This window comes from Micromonospora sp. ALFpr18c, from assembly GCF_008868155.1.
In the GTDB taxonomy this organism is placed as follows: Bacteria; Actinomycetota; Actinomycetes; order Mycobacteriales; family Micromonosporaceae; genus Micromonospora.
In genome coordinates, this window is sequence record NZ_WBKR01000004.1 from 20,673 (window position 1) to 44,008 (window position 23,336).

The 23,336-nt window shown below is 69.8% G+C and carries 19 protein-coding genes; 12 read left to right on the forward strand and 7 right to left on the reverse strand.

From position 1 onward, the window contains the following. Positions 1 to 23: 23 nt before the first annotated feature. Positions 24 to 374 carry an MmcQ/YjbR family DNA-binding protein gene (locus F8271_RS01805; protein ID WP_192580103.1) on the reverse strand — a complete coding sequence of 117 codons (351 nt, stop codon included), beginning with the start codon at positions 372 to 374 and terminating at the stop codon, positions 24 to 26. Positions 375 to 617: 243 nt separating this feature from the next. Here F8271_RS01805 and F8271_RS01810 point away from each other — a divergent pair, with 243 nt between their 5' ends. The 7 genes from F8271_RS01810 (at position 618) to F8271_RS01840 (ending at position 10,980) form a co-directional block, all read left to right on the forward strand. Continuing rightward, entirely contained in the window at positions 618 to 1,436 is an 819-nt protein-coding gene (locus tag F8271_RS01810; protein WP_151487835.1) for a basic amino acid ABC transporter substrate-binding protein, read from the forward strand. Between the two features lie 76 nt (positions 1,437 to 1,512). Then, positions 1,513 to 2,307, forward strand: coding sequence for an amino acid ABC transporter permease (locus F8271_RS01815; protein WP_151487836.1), 795 nt, complete (start codon positions 1,513 to 1,515; stop codon positions 2,305 to 2,307). A 5-nt stretch (positions 2,308 to 2,312) separates the two neighbouring features. Beyond that, a complete protein-coding gene (locus F8271_RS01820; protein ID WP_151487837.1) occupies positions 2,313 to 3,152 on the forward strand; it encodes an amino acid ABC transporter ATP-binding protein in 840 nt (279 codons plus the stop codon). 324 nt (positions 3,153 to 3,476) lie between these two features. Beyond that, positions 3,477 to 4,481, forward strand: a complete 1,005-nt coding sequence (locus tag F8271_RS01825; RefSeq protein WP_151487838.1) for a multicopper oxidase domain-containing protein — start codon at positions 3,477 to 3,479, stop codon at positions 4,479 to 4,481. Positions 4,482 to 4,499: 18 nt separating this feature from the next. Continuing rightward, positions 4,500 to 8,432 (forward strand): ThuA domain-containing protein, encoded by a 3,933-nt coding sequence (locus F8271_RS01830; protein ID WP_151487839.1) that lies wholly within the window; start codon positions 4,500 to 4,502, stop codon positions 8,430 to 8,432. Positions 8,433 to 8,440: 8 nt separating this feature from the next. Next, a complete protein-coding gene (locus F8271_RS01835) occupies positions 8,441 to 9,970 on the forward strand; it encodes a plastocyanin/azurin family copper-binding protein (protein ID WP_151487840.1) in 1,530 nt (509 codons plus the stop codon). Between the two features lie 32 nt (positions 9,971 to 10,002). Continuing rightward, the gene (locus F8271_RS01840; protein WP_151487841.1) at positions 10,003 to 10,980 is read left to right on the forward strand and encodes a hypothetical protein; all 978 of its coding nucleotides are present in this window, start codon (positions 10,003 to 10,005) and stop codon (positions 10,978 to 10,980) included. A 144-nt stretch (positions 10,981 to 11,124) separates the two neighbouring features. On the opposite strand, the gene F8271_RS01845 is transcribed toward F8271_RS01840, so the two are convergent. Beyond that, the gene (locus F8271_RS01845) at positions 11,125 to 11,280 is read right to left on the reverse strand and encodes a DUF1996 domain-containing protein (RefSeq protein WP_151487842.1); all 156 of its coding nucleotides are present in this window, start codon (positions 11,278 to 11,280) and stop codon (positions 11,125 to 11,127) included. A 122-nt stretch (positions 11,281 to 11,402) separates the two neighbouring features. Beyond that, positions 11,403 to 12,083 (reverse strand): SDR family oxidoreductase, encoded by a 681-nt coding sequence (locus F8271_RS01850; protein WP_255473632.1) that lies wholly within the window; start codon positions 12,081 to 12,083, stop codon positions 11,403 to 11,405. Between the two features lie 310 nt (positions 12,084 to 12,393). Here F8271_RS01850 and glsA point away from each other — a divergent pair, with 310 nt between their 5' ends. From glsA to F8271_RS01875, 5 genes are all read left to right on the forward strand, one after another. Further along, a complete protein-coding gene (gene glsA, locus F8271_RS01855; RefSeq protein ID WP_225854105.1) occupies positions 12,394 to 14,052 on the forward strand; it encodes a glutaminase A in 1,659 nt (552 codons plus the stop codon). Between the two features lie 64 nt (positions 14,053 to 14,116). Continuing rightward, positions 14,117 to 15,136 (forward strand): glutamine synthetase, encoded by a 1,020-nt coding sequence (gene glnII, locus F8271_RS01860; RefSeq protein ID WP_151487845.1) that lies wholly within the window; start codon positions 14,117 to 14,119, stop codon positions 15,134 to 15,136. 81 nt (positions 15,137 to 15,217) lie between these two features. After that, positions 15,218 to 16,537: an ammonium transporter gene (locus F8271_RS01865; protein ID WP_151487846.1), complete on the forward strand. Its 1,320-nt coding sequence runs from the start codon at positions 15,218 to 15,220 to the stop codon at positions 16,535 to 16,537. A 301-nt stretch (positions 16,538 to 16,838) separates the two neighbouring features. Beyond that, the gene (locus F8271_RS01870) at positions 16,839 to 17,222 is read left to right on the forward strand and encodes a MerR family transcriptional regulator (protein WP_151487847.1); all 384 of its coding nucleotides are present in this window, start codon (positions 16,839 to 16,841) and stop codon (positions 17,220 to 17,222) included. Positions 17,223 to 17,605: 383 nt separating this feature from the next. After that, on the forward strand, positions 17,606 to 18,979 hold the full coding sequence (locus F8271_RS01875) for an NAD(P)/FAD-dependent oxidoreductase (RefSeq protein WP_151487848.1): 1,374 nt from the start codon (positions 17,606 to 17,608) through the stop codon (positions 18,977 to 18,979). Between the two features lie 122 nt (positions 18,980 to 19,101). Here F8271_RS01875 and F8271_RS01880 read toward each other — a convergent pair whose 3' ends face one another. The 4 genes from F8271_RS01880 to F8271_RS01895 form a co-directional block, all read right to left on the reverse strand. Then, entirely contained in the window at positions 19,102 to 19,578 is a 477-nt protein-coding gene (locus F8271_RS01880) for a heme-degrading domain-containing protein (RefSeq protein WP_151487849.1), read from the reverse strand. Positions 19,579 to 19,612: 34 nt separating this feature from the next. Next, the gene (locus F8271_RS01885; RefSeq protein WP_151487850.1) at positions 19,613 to 21,073 is read right to left on the reverse strand and encodes an SDR family oxidoreductase; all 1,461 of its coding nucleotides are present in this window, start codon (positions 21,071 to 21,073) and stop codon (positions 19,613 to 19,615) included. A gap of 182 nt (positions 21,074 to 21,255) precedes the next feature. Beyond that, a complete protein-coding gene (locus F8271_RS01890) occupies positions 21,256 to 22,275 on the reverse strand; it encodes a polysaccharide deacetylase family protein (RefSeq protein WP_151487851.1) in 1,020 nt (339 codons plus the stop codon). A gap of 380 nt (positions 22,276 to 22,655) precedes the next feature. Then, on the reverse strand, positions 22,656 to 23,252 hold the full coding sequence (locus F8271_RS01895) for a hypothetical protein (RefSeq protein ID WP_225854106.1): 597 nt from the start codon (positions 23,250 to 23,252) through the stop codon (positions 22,656 to 22,658). Positions 23,253 to 23,336 lie beyond the last annotated feature (84 nt).

The window sequence follows — 23,336 nt, forward strand, 5'->3', positions numbered from 1 at the left end:
TGGCACGTCTCGTGCCGAGATTGCTACTCGGAGTGAGCGGAGGTTCGCATCCGCCACGCGTCGGTGACCAGCTCCGTCAGACGCTCCACGTCCACCCGATCCAGCCACAGCATCACCAGGGGCAGCCCGTCGTACCCGGGGGTGGTGAAGAACAATTCGGGCTCGCCGAGCAGGAGCGCCTGCTTCTCCGCCTCGTCGCCCACGTAGAGCACCGCGACGTCGGTCCGGATGCGGCGGCGCTCCCCGGGCCGGCGCTCGGGGTAGGACCACACGAAACCCTTGTTGGTGACCCGGAAGTCGAAGCCCTCGCTGTCGATCTCGACGACGTCGGGCAGCGACCGGGCCAGATGTCGGACGTCGTCGGCGTCAGCCATCGGGATCACTCCCGGACACCGGCTCTCCCATGCGAACAGGTTATCCACCGCGTCCAGACCGGAGAAGCCGCCCGGTTGCTGGCCGGGTGTCCGATTCACCTGCTCTGCGACTGTTGTGCCGGTCCCACCGACCTGGCGTGATCTGGGTGCGGCCCGCCGAATCAGGTACCGTCGCCTGTCACACAGTCTTCGCACCAACCTGGCTGCCCGCGACAAGGGGAGCCGCACCGGAGGGACACAGCCGTGAGGTTCTCAAGCGCAGTCCGCCAGGCCGGACTCGTCGCGACGATCGCCGCCCTGGCGGTCACCGCGGGATGCGCCAAGAAGGATGACAGTGAGGTCCAGGCGAACGGCGTCAAGCTGGTCCAGGCGGGCAAGCTGACCGTCTGCACCCACCTGCCGTACCCGCCGTTCCAGTCCAAGGACGCCAGCGGCAAGGTGACCGGCTTCGACGTCGACGTGATGGACCTGGTCGCCAAGGACCTGGGCGTCGAGCAGACGATCATCGACACCCCGTTCGAGGGGATCAAGTCCGGCCAGGACCTCAACACCGGCAAGTGCGACGCCGCCGCCGCCGGCATGACGATCACCGCCGAACGCCAGAAGGTGATGAACTTCTCCGACCCGTACTTCGACGCGACGCAGGCGATGCTGGTGAAGGCCGGCAAGCCGTACAAGGCGCTCGACGACCTTCGGGGCAAGAAGCTCGGCGTCCAGGCGGCCACCACCGGCCGTGACTACGCCAAGAAGTTCGAGAAGGAGAAGGGCCTGCAGATCGTCGAGTTCGAGGACCTCGCCGCCCTGCAGCAGGCCGTCGCCAACGGCCAGGTCGAGGCCGCCATCAACGACCTGCCCGTCTGGACCGAGTACCTCAAGAACAACCCGGGCGGGTTCGAGGTCGCCGCCGAGTTCGACACCGGCGAGCAGTACGGCTTCTCGGTGAAGAAGGACGGCAACCCGGAGCTGCTCAAGAAGATCAACGAGGCGCTGGCCAAGGCCAAGCAGGACGGCACGTACAACACGATCTACGAGAAGTGGATCGGCAAGCGGCCGAACGCCTGATCCAGGCTCCGTGGGGAAGGGCGCGCGTCTCGCGCGCCCTTCCCGTCAGCAACCTCCGGGAAGGCAACGAGCGAACGTGAAGCTGCGACGCCGCCAGCGGGAACGACTCTCCCTCGGCATCCAGTACCTGGTCTTCATCGCCGTCATCGCCGTGGTGCTCTTCGCCGCGGACTGGGGCCGGCTGAGCGACGCGTTCTTCCGCGTCGACATCATCAGGTCGATGTTCCCGACGATCATCACCGTCGCGCTGCGCAACACCGTCCTCTACACGCTGGGCGCGTTCGCCTTCGGTCTCGTGTTCGGCACCGTCCTCGCGCTGATGCGGCTGTCCCGGGTGGCGCCGTACCGCTGGGTGGCGACGGCGTACATCGAGCTGTTCCGGGGTCTGCCCGCTCTGCTGGTGCTGTTCCTCGTCGGCTACGGCATCCCGATCGCCTTCCCGGAGCGCGAGATCCCGGGCGGTGTGTTCGGTTCGATCGCGATCGGCCTCGGGTTGACCGCCGCCGCGTACATGGCGGAGACCATCCGGGCCGGCATCCAGGCCGTCCCCAAGGGTCAGATGGAGGCGGCGCGCACCCTCGGCATGTCGCACTTCACCGCCATGCGCACGATCGTCATCCCGCAGGCGTTCCGGATCGTGATCCCGCCGCTGACCAACGAACTGATCCTGCTCACCAAGGACTCGTCGCTGGCCTACGTGCTGGGTGTGACCGCGCAGACCATCGAGATCACCAAGTTCGGTCGGGACATGCTCAACGACCGGGTGAACGCCACCCCGCTGCTGGTGGCCGGCCTCGCCTACCTGGTGATCACCCTGCCGCTGTCCCAGGTGGTACGACGCCTCGAACTCCGCTACGCCAAGGCCCGGTGACCCGCATGACGACCACGCCATCCCGCCCCGCCGTCGAGATCCGCGACCTGCACAAGTCCTTCGGGCCGCTCGAGGTGCTCAAGGGCATCGACTTCGAGGTCGGCCAGGGCGAGGTGGTCTGCGTCATCGGACCGTCCGGCTCCGGCAAGTCCACCCTGCTGCGCTGCGTCGACCTCCTGGAGGAGCCGACCGCCGGCCGGATCTGGGTGAACGGCGTCGAGATGACCGACCCGGACGTCGAGGTCGACGCCGTACGCCGTGGCATCGGCATGGTCTTCCAGTCGTTCAACCTGTTCCCGCACCTGACCGTGCTGAACAACCTCACCATCGCGCAGCGCCGGGTGCTGCGGCGTGGCCGTGCCGAGGCCGAGCGGATCGCGCGGGCCAATCTGGAACGCGTCGGGCTGACCGACAAGGCCGACGCGTTCCCCGCGCAGCTCTCCGGCGGGCAGCAGCAGCGGGCGGCGATCGCCCGGTCGCTGTCGATGGAGCCGAAGCTGATGCTCTTCGACGAGCCGACCTCCGCGCTCGACCCGGAACTGGTCGGCGACGTGCTCACCGTCATGCGCAAGCTGGCCGAGGACGGCATGACGATGATGGTGGTGACCCACGAGATGGCGTTCGCCCGCGACGTCGCCGACCGGGTCGTGTTCATGGACGGTGGGGTGGTGGTCGAGCAGGGGCCGCCGCAGGAGGTGCTCGGCGCACCGAAGCACGAACGAACCCGTGCGTTCCTCTCCCGGGTCCTCGACCCGACGCGTGTCGCGCAGCTCGGTCTGCCCGACCAGTCGCCCGAGCCGCCCGAGGCCCCCGGCCTGCCGGCCGACGACCGCCACACCATCTGACCGCCACGTCGCGTACGTCCGTCCGCCGGCCTGCGTCGGCGGGCGGACGCCGCGTGCGGTGACGACGGCGACGACCTGCTGATCCCCGTGTGGGGCAGGTCGATGATCGATCGAAACACGTCGTGATGTCAAGGTAATCTTTTTGCAATAAGACCTGTACTTTCGTCGATGGATTACATAAGTTGCTGTCATCCACCGAAAGTTCTGAGTCTTCCGAGCAAAGCCCGCGACGAGCCTCACCCTCAGTCGTGCTTCCGCCCCGTGCTCGGCGGTCGATGCACCCTGCCCTTCGTCGCGTCTTCGCCCGGTCGGGAACGGAGACCCATGGACGATCATGCCGTTGGCTCCCACCGCCACCTGTCCCGCCGATCACTGATCGCCACCGGGGCGCTCGCCGCCGGAGCGCTGGGCGCGTCCGCCCCCACGCTCGGCACCGCGTTCGGAGGCAGCCCAGCCCGGGCCGCCGCCGGCGTCACGAAGAAGGTCACCATCTACGCGGAGCAGTTGCCCGACGGGTTGTTCGGGTACGGCCTCGCACCCGGTCAGGCCACCGTGCCCGGGCCGATCCTGGAGATGTACGAGGGTGACACGCTGGAGATCACCCTGGTCAACACCACCAACCAGCGACTGTCCATCCATCCGCACGGGGTGGACTACAGCACCGACTCGGACGGCAGTCCGTTCAACGCCTCGTTCAACAACCCCGGCGAGACCCGGACGTACGTCTGGCGCTCGCACGAGATGGTGGCCGCGGCGGGCCGGCGGTACATGCCGGGCAGCGCCGGCTACTGGCACTACCACGATCACGCGATGGGCACCGACCACGGCACCGCCGGTGTCGCGAAGGGCCTGTACGGGGCGCTGATCGTCCGGCGACGCGGCGACATGCTGCCCGCGAAGCAGTTCACGGTCGTGTTCAACGACATGATGATCAACAACCGGATGGCACCGGACACCCCGATGTTCGAGGCGAACCTCGGCGACCGCGTGGAGTGGATCGCCATCGGGCACGGCGGCACCTTCCACACCTTCCACCTGCACGCGCACCGCTGGGCGGACAACCGCACCGGGATGCTGGAGGGCCCGAGCGATCCGAGCCTGGTGATCGACAACAAGGACCTGAACCCGGGCAGCTCGTTCGGCTTCCAGGTGCTGGCCGGGGAGGGCGTCGGCCCCGGGGCGTGGATGTACCACTGCCACGTGCAGTTCCACTCCGACGGCGGGATGGCCGGGATCTTCCTGGTGCGCAACGCCGACGGCAGCATGCCGCCCGGTGCCGAGGAGGCGATCCACCGGTTCCAGGGCCACACCCACACGCACGGAAGCTGACCGAAAGTGGGGACGGGGATGACCAGACACGTACGACGAGCCCTCGCCGCGGTAGCGGCCATCGCGACACTGATCCCGGCGACGACGGCGGCAGCCGCGCCACGACCCGTAACACCACAGTCGACGCCGCAGACGCCGACCGCGGTCCTGGTGTTCCACGGGCCGGTGGCCGAGCAGCAGGACCCGGTTTCGCGCGCCGTGGACACCATCCGACAGCTTGCTGTCAGTAATGACATCGATGTCACGGCCACCACGGACCCGGGTGTGTTCACCGCGGCCGGGCTGTCCGCGTACCGCAGCGTGGTGTTTCTCTCCGCGACGGGCGCCGCGCTCAACCGCGACCAGGAGTCGGCGCTGCAGAGCTACATGAAGGCAGGCGGAGGGTTCGTCGGCATCGCCGACGCGGCCCGCGCCCAGGTCGACTCCACCTGGTTCACCGGCCTGATCGGCACCCGCCCGGCGGGTGCCATCCCGGTCGCCGAACCGGTGGCCCGGGTGACCGCCAGCGGCGAGAACGGGCCCAACGAGACCAAGGAGAAGCTCACCGACGGTGACGCCAACACCAAGTGGCTGGTCCGCACCCCGACGGCCTGGGTGGCGTACGAGTTGGCCGCCGCCAAGCGGATCACCGGGTACGCGCTGACGTCGGCCAACGACTCCGCCGGGCGTGACCCGAAGGACTGGACCCTGCAGGGCTCCACCGACGGACAGAACTGGTCCGATCTGGACCGACGCACCGGGCAGACCTTCCCGGACCGGTTCCAGACCCGCCGGTTCGACATCGCCACGCCACAGGAGTTCACCCGTTACCGGCTCACCATCACCGCGAACAGCGGTGAGCCGCTGGCCCAGCTCGCCGACCTGCGCCTGTTCACGGGCAGCACCACCGCACCGCCGGCGCCCGCCGTGAACCGCGCGGTCGTCGACATCCTGGACCGCGAACACCCGGCCACGGCGTCGCTGCCGCTGACCGTCACCCGGTCGGACCGCTGGGAGAACTGGGACCCGAACCCGATCGGCACCGTGCACACCCTGGCGCAGGTGCAGGAGCGGCACTACGACCCGGGTCCGGCCGCGAACGGCCCGTTCCACCCGGTGTCCTGGTGCCGGGACTACGACGGCGGCCGGTCGTTCTACACCGGCATGGGTCACACCGAGGGCAGCTACGGCGAGGAGGCGTTCCGCACCCACCTGGCCGGCGCCCTCAACTGGACCACCGGCCGGGTACGCGGCGACTGCCAGGCGACGATCGCCGCGAACTACAAGGTGGAGCGGCTCACCGCGGCCAACCAGACCGGGCAGCTGGACCAGATCGGCGAGCCGCACGGGCTCACCATCGCCCCGGACGGCACGGTGTTCTACGTCGGCAAGGCGGCCTGCCCGAGCGGCCCGGTCGCGGACTGGAACAACCCGAACGTCGGCCTCGGCTGCGGCACCATCCACTCCTGGGATCCGCGCAGCAAGCAGGTCAAGCTCCTCACCACCCTCAAGGTGATGGGCAACCGGGGCAGCGGCTCCGAGTTGGTCAAGAACGAGGAGGGCCTGCTCGGCATCGTGCCCGACCCCGCGTTCGCCGACAACGGCTGGCTCTACGTCTACTGGATGCCGCACGAGTCGATCGACCGGGTGAAGCGGGTCGGGCAGCGCACCATCTCCCGGTTCACCTACGACCGCACGACGCAGACCATCGACCAGGCCACCCGCAAGGATCTGCTGCAGTTCCCGGTGCAGATCCACAGTTGCTGCCACGCCGGCGGCGGCATGGCGTTCGACGCCCAGGGCAACCTCTACGTCGGCTCCGGCGACAACAACTCCTCCGAGGGATCGGAGGGCTACTCCGGCAACAACTGGACCGAGGAGTACCAGGGGATCTCGTTCCAGGACGCCCGGCGTACCTCGGGCAACACCAACGACCTGGCCGGCAAGATCATCCGGATCCACCCGGAGGCGGACGGGACGTACACCATCCCGGAGGGCAACCTGTTCCCACCGGGCACCGAGAAGACCCGACCGGAGATCTACGTGATGGGCGTGCGCAACATCGCCCGCCTGCAGATCGACCCGGTGCACCAGTGGCTCACCGCCGGCTGGGTCGGCCCGGACGCGTCGACGCCCAGCCCCACCCTGGGTCCGGCCAAGTACGAGACCGCCACCATCATCACGTCCGCCGGCAACCAGGGCTGGCCGTACTGCATGGGCAACCGGCAGCCGTACCGCGACCGCAGCAACACCGACGCGAAGGTGCTGACCGGCTGGTACGACTGCGACAACCTCCGGAACACCTCACCGCGGAACACCGGTCTGGAGGACATCCCGGCGGCCCGGGACAACATGATCTGGTACTCGCCGGGCGGCGGCGGGCCGGTGTTCCCGAAGCGGACCGACGGCAGCGGCCTCCCGACGTACGTCGCCGCGGACGCCACCTACACCCAGCCGTACCTGCGCGGCGGCGGGCAGGCCATCATGTCCGGCCCCACCTACCACCGGGACCTCGTCGACACCGACAGCGGCGTGGCGTGGCCGGAGCACTGGGACGGCAAGTGGCTCATCGGCGACCAGTCGAACCCCGCCAACCGGGTCGCGGTCACCGTCGACGAGGCCGGCGTGCCACAGGCCGCCCCACCGGTGTACGCCGAGTCGCTGCGGGCCATCATCCCCAGCGGCAACGGTGACAACCGGCTGCAGAGCTGGATGGACGCCAAGTTCGGCCCGGACGGCGCGCTCTACCTGCTGGACTACGGAGGCGGGTTCTTCAGCCTGCACCCCAACCAGAAGCTGATCCGGATCACGTACACCGGCGGCGCGCCCACGCCGGCACCGGCCGCGACCTCGGTGGCCGTCCAGAACAAGCCGTTGACCATCGCCTTCACCGGCTCCCGATCCGGCGGCGTCAGCTACCGGTGGGAGTTCGGCGACGGCGCCACCTCCACCGAGGCGAACCCCCGGCACACGTACGCCCGGGTCGGCACCTACACCGCGAAGCTCACCGTCACGTACGCCGACGGCGAGACGGCCACGGTGCAGACCGCCGTCACCGTGGGCTGCGCGGTGCCGGACGCCCGGCAGAACGTGTGGCTCGGCGACACCGACACCGGGGTGCCCAGCCGCACGGTCGGGCAGGGGTGCACCGTCAACGACCTGCTCGACGACGAGAGCACCTGGGCCGATCACAACAGTTTCGTCCGGCACGTGACCGCGGTGACCCGCGCGTTGCAGGACGACGACCTGCTGACGGCCCGCGAGGTCGGCACGCTCACCCGCCTGGCCGCCGCGTCCGACATCGGCCGCGACGGTCGCACCGGCTACGAGCCACTCTTCGACGGCACCGCCGAGTCGCTGCTCGGTTGGCAGCAGGCGCCATCCGGGTCGTTCAGCATCCAGCCGGACGGCGCGCTGCGCTCCAGCGGTGGTCTGGGCATGCTCTGGCACACCAGGGAGTTCGGGGACTTCTCGCTGAAGGTGCAGTTCAAGGACATTGCGCCGGGCACCGGCCGGGCCAACACCGGCGTCTTCACCCGCTTCCCGGATCCGCGGATCCCCCTGGAGCAGCGGCCACCGGGCAGTTGCGGCACGGTCGGCTCGGCCCGCACCTCCCAGGCGTGGGTGGCGATCTACTGCGGACACGAGATCCAGATCTACGACGGTGACACCGGCGAGCCGCAGAAGACCGGCTCGGTCTACAACTTCGACCCGGTGCCGCTCGCCCAGGCCGGTGTCACCCCGAAGGGGCAGTGGAACGACTACGAGATCCGCGTGGTCGGGCAGCACTACACGATGATCCGCAACGGCGTGGTGATCAACGAGTTCGACAACACGCCGGGCAAGCAGTCCTCCCGTGCCGGCGACCCGCCGACCGACCTGCGGCAGTTCCTCCGCGGCTTCATCGGCCTGCAGAACCACGGCGACAACGACCTGACCGAGTTCCGCAACGTCCGCGTGCGGGAACTCTAGGAGAGACGATGATCCGACGACTCACGGCCGCGCTGTCGGCGCTGCTGCTCACGGTGACCCCGTTGGCCGCGACGCCCGCCACCGCCGCCCCGCGCGTCGCCGCGGACCAGGTGCTGACCTGGACCGCCGACGACGACATCACCCGCTACAAGTCCGCGCCCACCCAGGCGGTGGCCGGCGCGACCACGATCATCTGGGAGAACAGCGCGGCCACCGGCAACACCACCGGCATGCCGCACACGCTGACCTTCGACACCACCACCGAGGGCTACAACCACGACGTCACCCTGAACATCCTGGCCAGCCCGTTCGACGCCAACGACGGCCGCCACCAGGCGACCGTCACGCTGACCCCGGGCCGCTACCGCTACTTCTGCTCGATCCCCGGCCACAGCCAGATGGTCGGCGAACTGGTGGTCACCGACGGCGGCGGAGGCGGCGACACCACGCCGCCGACGGTCACCGCCGCCGTGGCCGGTGACCGCGACCAGGACGGCAACTACGTCGGCGCGGCGACGGTGACCGTCACGGCCACCGACGCCGGCTCCGGTGTGGACACCGTCGAGTACCAGGTCGACGACACCAGCTTCCAGCCGTACACGCAGCCGGTGCGGGTGACGGCGGTCGGCGACCACTCGGTGCAGTTCCGTGCCACCGACCAGGCCGGCAACACCAGCACCGTCGGCTCGGTGTCGTTCCGGATCGTCGAGCCGACCGAGGAGGACACCACCGCACCGGTGGTCACGGCCGCGCTGTCCGGTGAGAAGGACAGCGACGGCAACTACATCGGTACGGCAACCGCCACGCTGACCGCCACCGACGCCGGATCCGGCGTCGCCACCATCGAGTACGCGTTGGACGGCGCTGCCTTCAGCGCGTACACGAACCCGTTCGTGGTGACCGCGACCGGGATGCACATGCTGCACTACCGGGCGACCGATGTCGCCGGAAACACCTCGGCCGAGCAGATGGCCCACTTCACCGTCGTCGCCCCGCCGCAGGAGGACACCACGCCACCCGCGGTGTCCGCCACGGTCACCGGCGAGCGCAACGACGACGGCGCGTACGTGGTCGCCGCCACCGTCACCCTCACCGCGACCGACGCCGGCTCGGGTGTCGCATCCGTCGAGTACGCGCTCGACGCCGGGGCCTGGACCGCGTACGCCGCTCCGGTCTCCGTCCGGGCCGTCGGCGCGCACACCCTGCGGTACCGGGCGACCGACGCCGCCGGTAACGCCTCGGCCGAGCAGTCGGCGACGTTCACGGTGGTGGCCGGCGGCACCGACGCCTGCCCCGAGTCCGACACCCGGGCCACGGTGATCATCGACGGCGACGACACCGGAGTGGCCAACGCCGACACGGGTGACGGCTGCACCATCAACGATCTGATCGACGAACACGCCGACTACCCCGGCCACGCCGACTTCGTCCGGCACGTCGAGGCGGTCACCACCGCGCTGGTGACCGGCGGAACGCTCAACAAGCGCCAGCAGGGCGCCATCGTCCGCGCCGCGGCCCGATCGGACGTCGGCGCATGAGTCCTCGAATCTCACCGACAGGGAGTACCACGATGCCCGGACGTACCGTCGCCAAGCTGGCCACCGTGAGCGCCGTCGTCGCCGCCTCGGTGCTGGCCGTCGCGCCCACCGCCCACGCCGACCTGGTCACCCACTGCATCGGCACCGGCGGTGCGGTGACCGTGCCCAACGACCTGCTCGTGCCGGCCGGCGAGTCCTGCGCGCTGACCGGCACCACGATCACCGGCAACGTCACCGTCGCCGCCGGCGCCAACCTCGTGGTCACCGGCGGGCGGGTCAGCGGCGAGGTCCGCGTCGCGGCCGACGGCTACCTCGACGCCACCGAGACGACCGTCGACGGCCAGGTGGTGCTGGCCGCCGGAGGGTACGGCGTCTTCCTCAAAGACGCCCGCACCGGTGCCGTGACCGTACGGCCGAAGGGCACCGCGACCATCGACAGCTTCCTGTTCGCCGAGGCGGCGACGATCACCGGCAACGTCACCGTCGGCGCCGGCGAGGTCCGACTCGACCGGGGCACCCAGGTGGACCGCAACGTCAGCAGCACCGGCACCTACTACACCGACGTGCACGACTCGTTCGTCGACGGAACCCTGTCGGTGCTCAACAGCGCCACCGGCAGTGTCCTGTGCGGCAGCGCGGTCCGCGGTCGGGCCACGTTTGCCGGCAACCTGGGCGGCGTCCAACTCGGCCCGAACGGCACCCTCGACAGTTGCGCCTCCGGTGGCTACTGGGGTGCCGACGTCAGCGTCACCAACACCATTGGCGGTGTCACCGTCGACGACAACATCATCAATGGTGGGTTGACCGTGACGGGCAACAACCCGGCCGCCCAGGTGGCCGCGAACAACCGGATCCGCGGCGGCGTGACCGGTGACCAGGCGGCCGCGACCACCAACCGGGCCGCCCGGGTTGCCGACCCGGATCGGGAGAGCGCCGGCGACGAGCGGGCGGAGGTTCGCCGGACCTCGGCCGTGCAGGCGGCCACCGAGGCGGGTGCTGCCCGGCTCTAGCCGATCGACGCGACGGCGGCCGGCCGCCCCGGATCGAGGGGTGACCGGCCGCCGCCGTCGTACCGCGTCGCTGTCGGCGACGTCGACCGATGCCTGTGATCGTCAACCCGGGGCTGAGACACCGGCCCCGGGTTGACGATCACGCTAGAAGTTGCCGGCCGAGTTGCACTTCACGCCCTGGTCGAGGCAGTTGCGCACCCGTGCGGCGAGCGCCTCGTCCTTCCAGGCGTTGAAGAAGTCGGCGTGCATCGAGAACGACGTGCCGGACGCGAGGGTGATGCCGTCGGTGTTCGCGCTCAACGGGTACGAGATCATCGCCCTGCGCCGGCTCGCGGGCCGGCCGATGGCGGCACGGGTGCCCGCCCGGCTGCCCTGAACCGCCGACCGGGGTTCAGGACAGCCGAGATCGCGGGCCTCCGACGCTAGGCGCGCCCGGCGTCGAGGGTGAGATTGACACCGTTGGCGGCCGCGTTCTCCAGCAGGAAGACGCATCCGTCGACGATCTGCCGCATGGTGGGCAGCTCCCCGGTCAGGGAGATCTTGCGCAGGGGGTCGAGGATGGCCTGCTTGTCCACCCACGCGGGACTGTCGGCGACCGCGCCCGGGTGGATCGAGTTGACCCGCGCCGGGGCGAGTTCCACGCTCAGGGTGCGCACCATGCCCATCACCCCGGCATTGACGGTGGACAGCACGGTGGAACCCGGGTAGGGATGGTCTTTCGCCATCCCACCGAACAGCAGCACGGCGGCACCCGGTGCGAGGCGGTCGCGCAGGGCGGCCGCCACCGCGGCATAGCCGACGATCTTGGTGGTCGCGAGCGTCACCGCGTCCTCCACCGAGAAGGACCCGACGGTGTTGCGGTCTCGGATCATGCCGGCGACAGCGACCCGGTCCACCCGCTCCACCGTGCTCAGCGCCTCCGCCACCGACTCCGGCTGGGACAGGTCGAGCGCCAGTCCGGACACGTGACCCCCGGTCTCGGCGTGAAGTCGCTTCGCCTCGGCCTCGGCCCGTTCCGCTGCCCGTCCGGTAATGGTCACCTCGTCACCCCGCCTGGCGTACTCGGCGGCCAATTCGCGACCGATGCCCTGAGTGGCGCCCACCACAAGGATTCTCACAACCTGCTCACTCTCTACGGTCTGGAAATTCACCGTACCTGTCACGAAACCCGAGCAGCGGTGGTTCACCGCTGCCCCAATGTAGTCACGTGTCTCGACATCCGCGTTGGTGCGGTTGCGGACGTCAGTCGCCGGTCAGTCGGAATAAAGCGGTCGTACACCGGCCCTCCCTAGTCTTTGCAAGCGTGGAAGGTTGACAGGTCGACTGTCACCAGAACGCGACTGCCGGGACATGGCGTCGCCACCACGCCGTTGCCAACATTTACGGAGTAGTTGAACCCGCGCCATGCCCGCGATGAAGAAGACCAGAACCGCGCCGCGCCGCCTCGATCAGGCGTGGACCCGCGGCGTTGAGCCGTCCGGTATCGACGATTTCGCCGCCGCCGAGTACGGGAAGCTGTTCGCGTCCTTTGCTGTGGACACCGACGGCACGGTCGCGGTGACCGAACTCGTGGACCGGCTGCGCGTTGCGGGCATCTCCGAGACGGACCCGCGCCTGGTCGAGGTGCGGGCCGCCACCAGCGCCGACGGTCGGGCGCGGATCGATCTGGCCGGCTTCATCGCGCTGTGCAGGACGGGTGGCGGTGTCATCGAGAGGTCACTTCGCGGGGACCTCGTCATTCCGGACTTCGCCGCGTTGCAGACGGAGATATTCGCGATCTTCGAGGGCCTCCGGGATGTCGAGGATGGGCGGGTCGCCGACTACATCCCGCAGTTGGGCCGGGTGGATCCGGAGAAGTTCGGCATCGCGTTGTGCACCACCGACGGCCAGCGCGCCGCGGTGGGGGACGCGGAGACCCCGTTCTGCGTCCAGTCGGTCTGCAAGCCGATCAACTACTGTCTCGCGCTGGAGCAGCACGGTGCCGAACAGGTGCACCGGCACGTCGGGCGGGAGCCCAGCGGTCGCGGGTTCAACGAGTTGACGTTGAACAACGAGGGGCTTCCGCACAACCCGATGATCAATTCTGGGGCGATCATGTGTTGTTCGCTGCTGCGCCCCAGTTGGGAGATGGCCGACCGTTTCGACCACGTGGCCGAGACGTGGCGCCGGTTGGCCGGGGGCGGGACGGTCGGTTTCAACAATGCCGTCTATCTCTCGGAACGGCGTTCGGCGGATCGGAACTTCGCTCTCGGGTACTTCATGCGCGAGCACCAGGCCTTTCCGGACGGGACCGACCTCACCGAGACGCTGGAGTTCTACTTCCAGTGCTGTTCCATCGAGGTCGACGCCCGGTCGTTGTCGGTCGTGGCCGCCTCGCTCGCCAACGGTGGTGTCAATCCCCTCACCCGGGAGCGGATCTTCTCCGCCGACACCGCGCGCAAGTGTCTGTCGCTGATGTCCTCGTGCGGGATGTACGACTATTCCGGTGAGTTCGCCTTCACCATCGGCCTGCCGGCGAAGAGCGGCGTCTCCGGCGGACTCATGATCGTGGTTCCCGGCGTGATGGGCATCTGCGTCTGGTCGCCGCGCCTCGACGCGCTCGGCAACTCCGTCCGGGGGGTCGCGTTCTGCAAGGAACTGATCAACCGGTTCAACTTCCACGTCTACGACTCGTTGGCCGCCGGCGAGGACTCCGGCAAGCGCGATCCGCGGCGCGGGAGGAACGAGGACGAGGTGGGGTCGACCACGCGGTTGCTCTGGGCCGCCAGTCACGGCGATCTGGAGTACGTCCGGCTCGCGCTCGCGGCGGGGAAGGATCCGAACTCCGCCGACTACGACCGGCGGACCGCGCTGCACCTCGCGGCCTCCGACGGAAACCTCGACGTGGTCCAGTACCTCCTGGACCGCGGGGCCGATCCGACGCTGCGGGACCGTTGGGGAGGCACCGCGCTCTCCGACGCCGAGCGAGGAGCACATGACAACGTTGTCACCGTGCTCACCTCGACGCTGGGCGAAAGCCGGGCGTCAGCCACCCACCTCCTACGAACCGACGAGCCGCTCGCGGCGGTCTGAGACGCCGGTTCGACCGATCACGATTTCGTGGGCCATCCGGCCCGGACACAGGAGAAAGAGACCCATGGCGTACAAGGCTGAATACATCTGGATCGACGGCACCACGCCGACCGCGAAGCTCCGGTCGAAGACGAAGATCATCGAGGACGGCGTCGCGCCGGGCACGTGGGGCTTCGACGGCTCCAGCACCAACCAGGCCGAGGGCAGCAGCTCCGACCGCGTCCTCGAGCCGGTCGCCACCTACGCCGACCCCATCCGCGGCGGTGCGCACCTGCTGGTGCTGTGCGAGGTGTTCAACATCGACGGCACCCCGCACGAGTCCAACACGCGGGCGCTGCTGCGCCCGGTGGCCGAGCAGTTCGCGGCCCAGGAGTCGCTGTTCGGCATCGAGCAGGAGTACACCTTCTTCAAGGGCTCCCGCCCGCTGGGCTTCCCGGACGGCGGCTACCCGGCCCCGCAGGGTGGCTACTACTGCGGCGTCGGCGCCGACGAGATCTACGGCCGCGCCGTGGTCGAGAAGCACCTGGACAACTGCCTCGCCGCGGGCCTGTCCCTCTCCGGCATCAACGCCGAGGTCATGCCCGGCCAGTGGGAGTTCCAGGTCGGCCCGCTGTCCCCGCTGGAGGTCGCCGACCAGCTGTGGGTCGCCCGCTGGCTCCTGCACCGCACGGCCGAGGAGTTCGGCATCTCCGCGACCCTGGAGCCGAAGCCCGCGCGGGGTGACTGGAACGGCGCCGGCGCCCACACCAACTTCTCGACGCGTGCCATGCGGGAGAACTACACGGCGATCATCGAGGCCTGTGAGGCCCTCGGCCGGGGCGACAAGCCCGCGGAGCACATCCGCAGCTACGGCGCCGGCGTCGAGGCCCGCCTGACCGGCGCGCACGAGACGGCTCCCTGGAACGAGTACAGCTACGGCGTCTCCGACCGCGGCGCCTCGGTGCGCATCCCGTGGCAGGTGGAGATCGACAAGAAGGGCTACATCGAGGACCGCCGGCCCAACGCCAACGTCGACCCGTACACCGTCACCCGCCTCATCGTCGACACCTGCTGCAGCGCCCTGGAGGCCGCCGACCTTGTGTGAGGTCTGCGGTCCGCGCTCACGGACGACATTCCAACCACGCCGCACTGACGCGGCAGTTATCAAGACATGGAGTACATCTCGATGCCAGACGGCTTCGACGCGGGTGATACCGCATTCGTGCTGATCAGCGCCGCGCTGGTCATGCTGATGACCCCGGGCCTGGCGTTCTTCTACGGCGGCATGGTTCGCGTGAAGAGCGTGCTCAACATGCTGCTGATGAGCTTCATCAGCCTGGGCATCGTCAGCGTGCTCTGGGTGACCTACGGATACTCGCTCGCCTTCGGTGAGGACGTCGGTGGCAGTGGGCTCGTCGGTGACCTGGCCAACGTGGGTATGAGCGGAATCTCGGACACCACGTTGACGGGCAGCATTCCGGTGCTCGCCTTCGCGGTCTTCCAGATGATGTTCGCCGTCATCACGCCGGCGCTGATCAGCGGGGCGATCGCCGACCGTGCCAAGTTCGGTGCGTGGATGCTGTTCGTCGCGCTCTGGGTGACCGTGGTGTACTTCCCGGTGGCCCACTGGGTGTGGCAGGCCGACGGCTGGATCTTCAAGCTCGGCGTGAAGGACTTCGCCGGAGGCACGGCGGTCCACATCAACGCCGGCATGGCCGCCCTCGGCGCGCTTCTGGTCCTCGGCAACCGGGTCGGCTTCCGGCGGGAGTCGATGCGGGCGCACAGCCTGCCGCTCGTGATGCTCGGCTCGGGCCTGCTGTGGTTCGGGTGGTTCGGCTTCAACGCCGGATCGGCCCTCGCCGCGAACGGCACCGCCAGCGTCGCCTTCATGAACACCCAGGTCGCGGCCGGTGCCGGCATGATCGGTTGGCTCGTCTGGGAGCGCGTACGCAAGGGTGGCTTCACCTCCCTGGGCGCCGCGTCGGGTGCGGTCGCCGGTCTGGTGGCCATCACCCCGGCCTGCGCGGTCGTGAACACCTGGGGTGCGATCGCCATCGGTGTCATCGCCGGCGTCGTCTGCGCCTGGGCCGTCAGCCTGAAGGACCGGTTCGGCTACGACGACTCGCTGGACGTCGTGGCGGTGCACGCGGTCGGCGGTTTCGTGGGCACGCTCCTCATCGGAGTGTTCGACACCACGGACGGCCTCGTCGCCGGTGCCGGTGCCGAGCAGTTGCTCAAGCAGGCGGTCGGTGCCTTCGCCGTCGCCGCGTACTCGGTCGCACTGACGTGGCTGCTCGTCAAGATCATTGACATGACGATCGGCTTCCGGGTGCGGCGGGAGGACGAGGTCAGCGGCATCGACCAGATCCTGCACGCGGAGAGCGCCTACGACTTCGACACGAGCAAGGTGCACACCGCCCCCGCCGGCTCGACCGCCGACCGGGCGCAGGACAAGACCGCTCAGCACCAGATCAGCGGTGTCGTCAACGGTCCGTACACCCGCTGACCGACTGCGACGGACGTCGCTGCCGTCCGGACCGGGAGGGGTGCCCCAACCCTCCCGGTCCGCTGGCGTGGGAGACCTCGCTCGGATCGAGTCGGGGATCGGTGGCAGTTCAGCAGCGCGATGCTCGGCGTGTCGAATTGCTCAGCCGCCAACGATCGAGCCGACTCACGGCGCTTTCGGTCCAGCGGCGGTCGCGGCGGCCCGTGCTCAATGACGGTCCGTCGCGGGGGCTACGCTGGAACCTGACGCTGACGTTAGAGGCAAGTGTTGTGCCGGCGTCACCAGGTGAGGGGGAGAGATCGTGCGGATCGGTGAGCTCGCCAGCAGCACCGGCGTGTCGGTGCGAGCGCTGCGCTACTACGAGGAGCAGGGGCTGCTCGCGTCCACCCGCAGCAACGGCGGCCAGCGCCACTACGGCGATGCCGCCGCCGACCGGGTGCACCTGATCCAGATGCTGTACGCGGCCGGCCTGTCCAGCAGGACGATCCTGGACCTCCTGCCCTGCGTGGACGCGAAGGTCAGCACGCCGCAGTCCCGCGCCCTGCTGAACGCCGAACGCGCCCGCATCGACGAGCAGATCACTCGACTCGTGCAGGCCAGGGACCGGCTCGACGCGGTCATCGCGCACAGCCAGAGCTCGGCCAGTGGCTGCACCACGGCGGACGCCGCCGCGGTGGCGGCATAACCGGCGGCGCTGCTCACCGGCGGGGACGCCGCGATCCGCGCGGCGCCGGGCGGTCGGTCAGGTGACCGTCCTGGCGAGCAGGTCACCGACGGCGGCGCGGACGGGGTCGGACGCCGCCGGGGTCTGCCCGGCCGAGCCGAACCCGACCCTGTTACCGGCGGCGTCGGTCGCGATCACGGAACCACCCGGGTCACTCCACCCGAAGGTCGGCCTCGTCCAGCATCCTGGCCGCTATCCGACAACCGCGTGGAGCTGTCAAGGCAGCATCCGGCCGTGTGCAACGATCGTCGGGCAATCGCGACGACCGTCCACCGTCCCGTCCGTGCCGCACCCGCCGACGAGTACGGCACGGTCACCATGCCTCGCATCTCTTGGAGAGCACGATGTCCCTCTCTCCGGCTCAGGTCTTCGCCGTGCTGAACGCCGTGCGACCTCCCGACCAGGCGACCCCGGTCCTGGGCAAGGCGGTCGTGATCGGCGGGAGCGTCGCCGGTCTGCTGGCCGCCCGGGTGCTGTCCGACTACGCGGACAGCGTGATCATCATCGAGCGGGACGACCTGCAGGTGTCCGGGGATCGGCCCGGCGTACCGCAGGGAACCCAGCTGCACGCGCTGCTGCCCGGCGGTTTCCTCCACCTCGAACGCCTGTTCCCCGGCTTCCGCGAAGCGGCCGTGGCCAACGGGGCGGTCGAGGCGCCCCCGGAGGCCAGACGCAACTACTTCGACGGTCGGCTGAAGGTTGTCGTGCCCGACGACGCCGACAGCCTGGCGGGCAGCCGACCGCTGCTGGAGGGGCTGATCCGCCAGCAGGTGCTGCGGCTGCCCAACGTCAAGACCGTCGCCGCCCGCGCCACCGGCCTCGTGTTCGATGGCACCGCCGTCACCGGGGTCCGCTGCGACGGGGCACCGGGCGCCGAGAGCGCCGACCTCGTGGTGGACGCCATGGGGCGTTCGAGCAGACTGTCGGACTGGCTGGAGCAGGCCGGCTGGGAGCGGCCGGTCACCCGGCGGATGACCGTGCACCTGAACTACGCGACCGCGCTGTTCCGGCGCACCGAGGCGAACCCGGCGTCGACGGTCGTCCTGGCGCTGCACAGCCCGCAGATGGAAGCCGACGTGGCCGGTGCCGCGTACTTCGCCATCGAGGACGGTCAGTGGATGGCCATGATGGCCGGGTACGGCGACGATCGACCGGGTCGCACCGCCGAGGACTTCGTCCGCCGGCTGCGCGAGCAGTTCCCGCCCGAGTTCGGTGCGGTGGCCGACAACGAGATGCTCGGCGACGTGCGGACCTACGCGCACGCCGACAGCCGGCGACGGGACTTCCACGCGATCAAGCGGTTCCCCGCCGGGCTCGTCAGCGTCGGTGACGCCGTCGCGTCGTTCAATCCGGTGTACGGGCAGGGGATGACGGCGGCGGCTCTGCACGCGGCGTGCCTGTCGACGTACCTGCGATCCAAGCCGGATCTCAGCGTGCCCGCCCGCTCGTACCTGGAGATGCAGAAGGTCGTGGTGGACGCCGCCTGGTCGATCTCGACCTCGGCGGACCTGGCGCGGCCCCACGTCGACGGGCCCTATCCGCGCGGCTACCGGCTCTCCAGTTGGGCGAGCCGGCAGATCGTCGAGGCGACGGTCACCGACGTCGGGGTCGCCCGGCGGTTCAACGAGGTCGTCTCCATGCGGGAGCATCCGAGTTCGCTGGCCTCGCCCGGCCTGATCCTGAGTGCCCTGCGCGCCAACCGGCGCGCCCGCCACTGACCCGCGCAGACCTTCGAGCTGGGCACGACGCTCGTGCGGCCCCGGTGCTGGCGCGATGACGATCGGTCCGGCGGCACGGCCCCGGCGGCCTCGCGGTGCGGCCGCCGGGGCCGACCGGGCGGCTAGCCCGGAAGCTTGCGGAGGACGTCGACGACGAAGCGGTGGTCGTCCAGTTGCGGAAGGCCGGACACTCCGAACCAGCCCACGACGCCGGCGCTGCGAACGCGCAGGGGCACCGCGCCGCCGGCAGCCGCGTACCGCGAGGCCGGCAGGCCGAACTTCTCGGTGAGCGTCGTCTGCTTGTCCTGGCAGAGCCGGGCCATGTACAGCGACGAGCGCTCGAACCGCAGCACCACGCGCCCCTTGCGGCGCAGCCACCCGTCGTTGTCCGCCGTCGAGCCCGGCAGACCGCTGTGGAACAGCTGGCGTCCGGTCCGCCACACGCCCACCGAGATCGGGAGCCGCTGCTGCGCGGCGGCGGTGACGGCGAGCACGCCCAACTCGAACGCGTCGGTCTCGGTCAGGCTCGCGAGCTCCAGCTCGCTCTCCTCGCGCAGCAGCTCGTCCAGCGTCGGCCACTGGTCATGGTCGGATGACATGTACCTTCTCCTCGTCGAGCGGTGGGAACATCGATCACCAGGCGCAGGGGGCGTAGTCCTTCAGGAAGACCCCGTGCAGGTCCTCGCCCAGCTCACCACGGACGATCGGGTCGTACACCCGGGCCGCGCCGTCGACCAGGTCGAGTGGGGCGTGGAAGCCCTCGTCGGCCAGCCGCATCTTCGTCGGGTGGGGCCGCTCGTCGGTGATCCAGCCGGTGTCGACGCTGGTCATCAGGATGCCGTCGGTCAGCATCTCCTGGGCGCTGGTCCGGGTCAGCATGTTCAACGCGGCCTTGGCCATGTTGGTGTGCGGATGCCCCGGCCCCTTGTAGCCGCGACCGAACTGACCCTCCATCGCTGAGACGTTCACGATGTACTTGCGGCGCGCCTGCGCCGCGGCCATCGCCGGTCGCAGTCGGCTGACCAGCACGAACGGCGCGGTCACGTTGCAGAGCTGCACCTCGAGCAGCTCGACCGGGTCGACCTCGTGCACCCGCTGGACCCAGCTGTTGACCGAGTCGAGGTCCGGCACCAGGCCGCCGGCGTCGATGGCGGTGGACGCGGCGATCCGTTCCGGTGAAGCGGAGCCGCTGGTCAACGCCAGGGCGGTGAGCGCGTGCGGGGTCAGCGCGGTCGACTGCGGGCCGACGGTCAGGCTGCCCGCCGGGGCACCGTGGCCGTCCGGCTTGGCGAACGTGATCAGCTCCGGCAGCGGCCCGTCCGGCAGGGCCGCGGCCTCCGCGGCGATGAGCTGCGCGTACGCCCCGGGGGAGCGGCGAACCGTCTGCGCCGCGTTGTTGATCAGGATGTCGAGTGGCCCCTGGCTGCTGACCGAGTCGGCGAGGGCGATCACCTGGGCGGGGTCGCGCAGGTCGATCCCGACGATCCGCAGGCGGTGCAGCCAGTCCGCGCTGTCCGGCATCGCGGCGAACCGGCGCACCGCGTCGTGGGGGAACCGCGTGGTCACCGTCGTGTGCGCGCCGTCGCGCAGCAGCCGCAACGCGATGTACATGCCGATCTTCGCCCGGCCGCCGGTGAGCAGCGCGCGCCGACCGGTCAGATCGGTGCGGGCGTCGCGGCGCTCCCGGTTGAGCGCGGCACAGGACGGGCAGAGCTGGTGGTAGAAGGCGTCGACCTCGCGGTAGCGCTGCTTGCAGACGTAGCAGCCGCGCGGGTTGTGCAGGAAGCCGGCCGTGGTGCCCTCGGTGGGCGAGGCGAGGGGGATGCCCTGGGTTTCGTCGTCGATGCGGCCCGGAGCGCCGGTCGCGGTGGCCTCCGTCACCGCACGGTCGGCCGCGAGGATGGCGTCGCGCCGTTCCTCACGTCGCCGCTGCTTGATGATCTTGTAGAGCTTCGCGGTGGCCCGCTGCACACGCACCACGTCGGGGTGGTCGGGCGGCAGGGACTCCAACGCCTCGAAGACGCTGAGACAGGTCTCCAGTCGGCTGCGGTCGATCCCATGCTGACCGTTTTCGGTAATGCTGTCTGCCGTCATGCGCCTTTGTCTCGTCCCGTTCCCCACGCCGGTTTCCCCCGGCCCGCCCACGTCCGACCCGGAACTGTACGCACTTCACGGCCGCGGCTGCATCCCGTGCGTCGGCACATCGGCGGGCAGGGGAGTGGTCGTGCGTGGCGACCGCCGCGTCGCCACGCACGACCGGTGGAGCCGACGGCGTGTCAGCCGGCGGTACAGGAACGGATCTGCGGGCGGGCGCCGCTGTTGCCGTTGAACATCGTGGTGAAGCCGAAGGTGTTGCCGCTGCCGTTGGATCGCATGGTCATGACGGTGCCGCTGCCGTCCCAGCTGGGGGTGCCGTTCCAGGTGGTGGCGACCGTCTGCGGTGCGGTGAGGGCCACGACCACGGCCCAGGTGGTGGCACCGCTGACCGTCACCGAGGTGTTGTACCGGTCACCCCAGACGTTGGTGGTGGTCGCGGTCGCGGAGCAACTGCCGGCGGGCGGCGGGGTCGTGCCGGGCGGCGGGGTCGTGCCGTCGGGCGCGACCGCCCGGCCGGTGGACGGCGAGATCATGCCGGGGCACAGGTTGCGGCTGGTGAGGTTTGCCATGATCTGCGGGATCGCGTCCCGGGTGTTCTGGATGCCGTCGTGCATGAGGATGACCTGGCCGCTCTGCAGGCGGCTGGCGTTGGCCACGATCTGGCTGACGCTGGCGCCGTTCCAGTCCTGGGAGTCCACGTCCCAGATCACCTGGCGCATGCCCAGCGACGAGGCGACCGACTGGAGGGTGCCGTTGGTCTCCCCGTACGGCGGGCGGAACAGCTGCGGCCGGCTGCCGGTGGCCGACTGGATGGCCGAGCTGGTCTGGGACAGGTCGGACTGCATCTGCGCCTGGCTCATCGAGGTCATGTGCGCGTGGTTCCAGCTGTGGTTGCCGACCCACATGCCAGCGGCCACCTGCGCCTGCGCCGCCGACCGGTTGTTCTGCACGTTCTGCCCGACGTTGAACATGGTGGCCCGTGCGCCGTTGGCGCGCAGCACGTTCAGCAGTGCGCCGGTGCTGCCGGTCGGTCCGTCGTCGAAGGTCAGCCCGACGTAGCCGTTGCAGGCGGCCGCGCTTGACGCGGTGGCGGTGGCGGCGATGACGACGCCGCAGGTCGCGACGGCGGTGGCGAGGACGGCGAGCGCCGCACGAAGCCGCTTGGGACCGGCGACCACGCCAGCGGAGACAGTGCTCATCTGGTGCCCCTTCAACCAGGCCCGAACGCGCGCCGGACATGCGGCGGCGCGCCACGGACAGGTGGGTATGGGTGGGAAGGTCGACTGGTACCCGACGAACTGATCGCATCGACCTCAATGAATCGAAGTATTACAGCGAGAATTCCGGCACGTCAACAAGTTCCGGAAGGGCTCCGGAACCGCAGCGGCGCGGACGCGCGGGTCGGGTGTCAGACGACGAAGAGCCCATCCAGCACCGAATAAAGATCGACTCAGTTCGATCCGGAAAACACCCGAAAGTTTCGACGGCACCCTCAGGGTCGCGGCGGTGTCCGGCGCACCGGCACGACGACGTCCACGGCCGGCACCGGTGGGTGCCGACCGTGGACGATCCGTGGTGGTTACCGGAGCCAGGGTAGGCGCTGGACGAGGGGGAGCCTGGCCCACGGCTTGCCGAGGCCGAGGGTGTCGCCGGCGGCGGTCAGGGCGAGGACGGCGAGGACAGCGGCGTAGATCAGGTGGTCGTCCATGACGGGGTTGTTCTCCGGGGGCAGCACCGCGGTGAACATGAGGACCAGGAGCAGGCCACCGGCGACCGCGGCGACGCGCAGGCCGATGCCGAGGATCAGCGCGGTGCCGATGGCGGCCAGGCCGATCATGAAGAGCCAGTCGGCCCAGGCGGCGCCGGCGAAGCCCTTGTACACGTCGGCGAACGGGCCGGTGACGGCGTTGCCGAGGAAGCCCTTGGTGGGGCTGCCGCCGTCGATCCAGGCGCCCTGGGCCTTGGTGGCGAAGCCGAGCCCGAAGACCTTGTCGATGAAGGCCCAGAGGAAGATCCAGCCGAGGGCGATGCGCAGGCCGGCGAGGGTGAACCGGGTGGCCTTCTGCGTCCTGGTCTCGGTGGTGGTGATGACGGTCGCGGGAGCGGTCACCGTGGTGCCGTTGCGTCCGGCGGGGGTGTCGTGCCGGGGAGTCGTGGGGAGCTGAGTGGCGGTCATGGTGTCCACGTCCTTTCTCGTTCGTCGGTGTCGCCCCTATTCCACTCGCCGCGCGGGCTGCCGATCAGTGCCGCCGTACCGCTC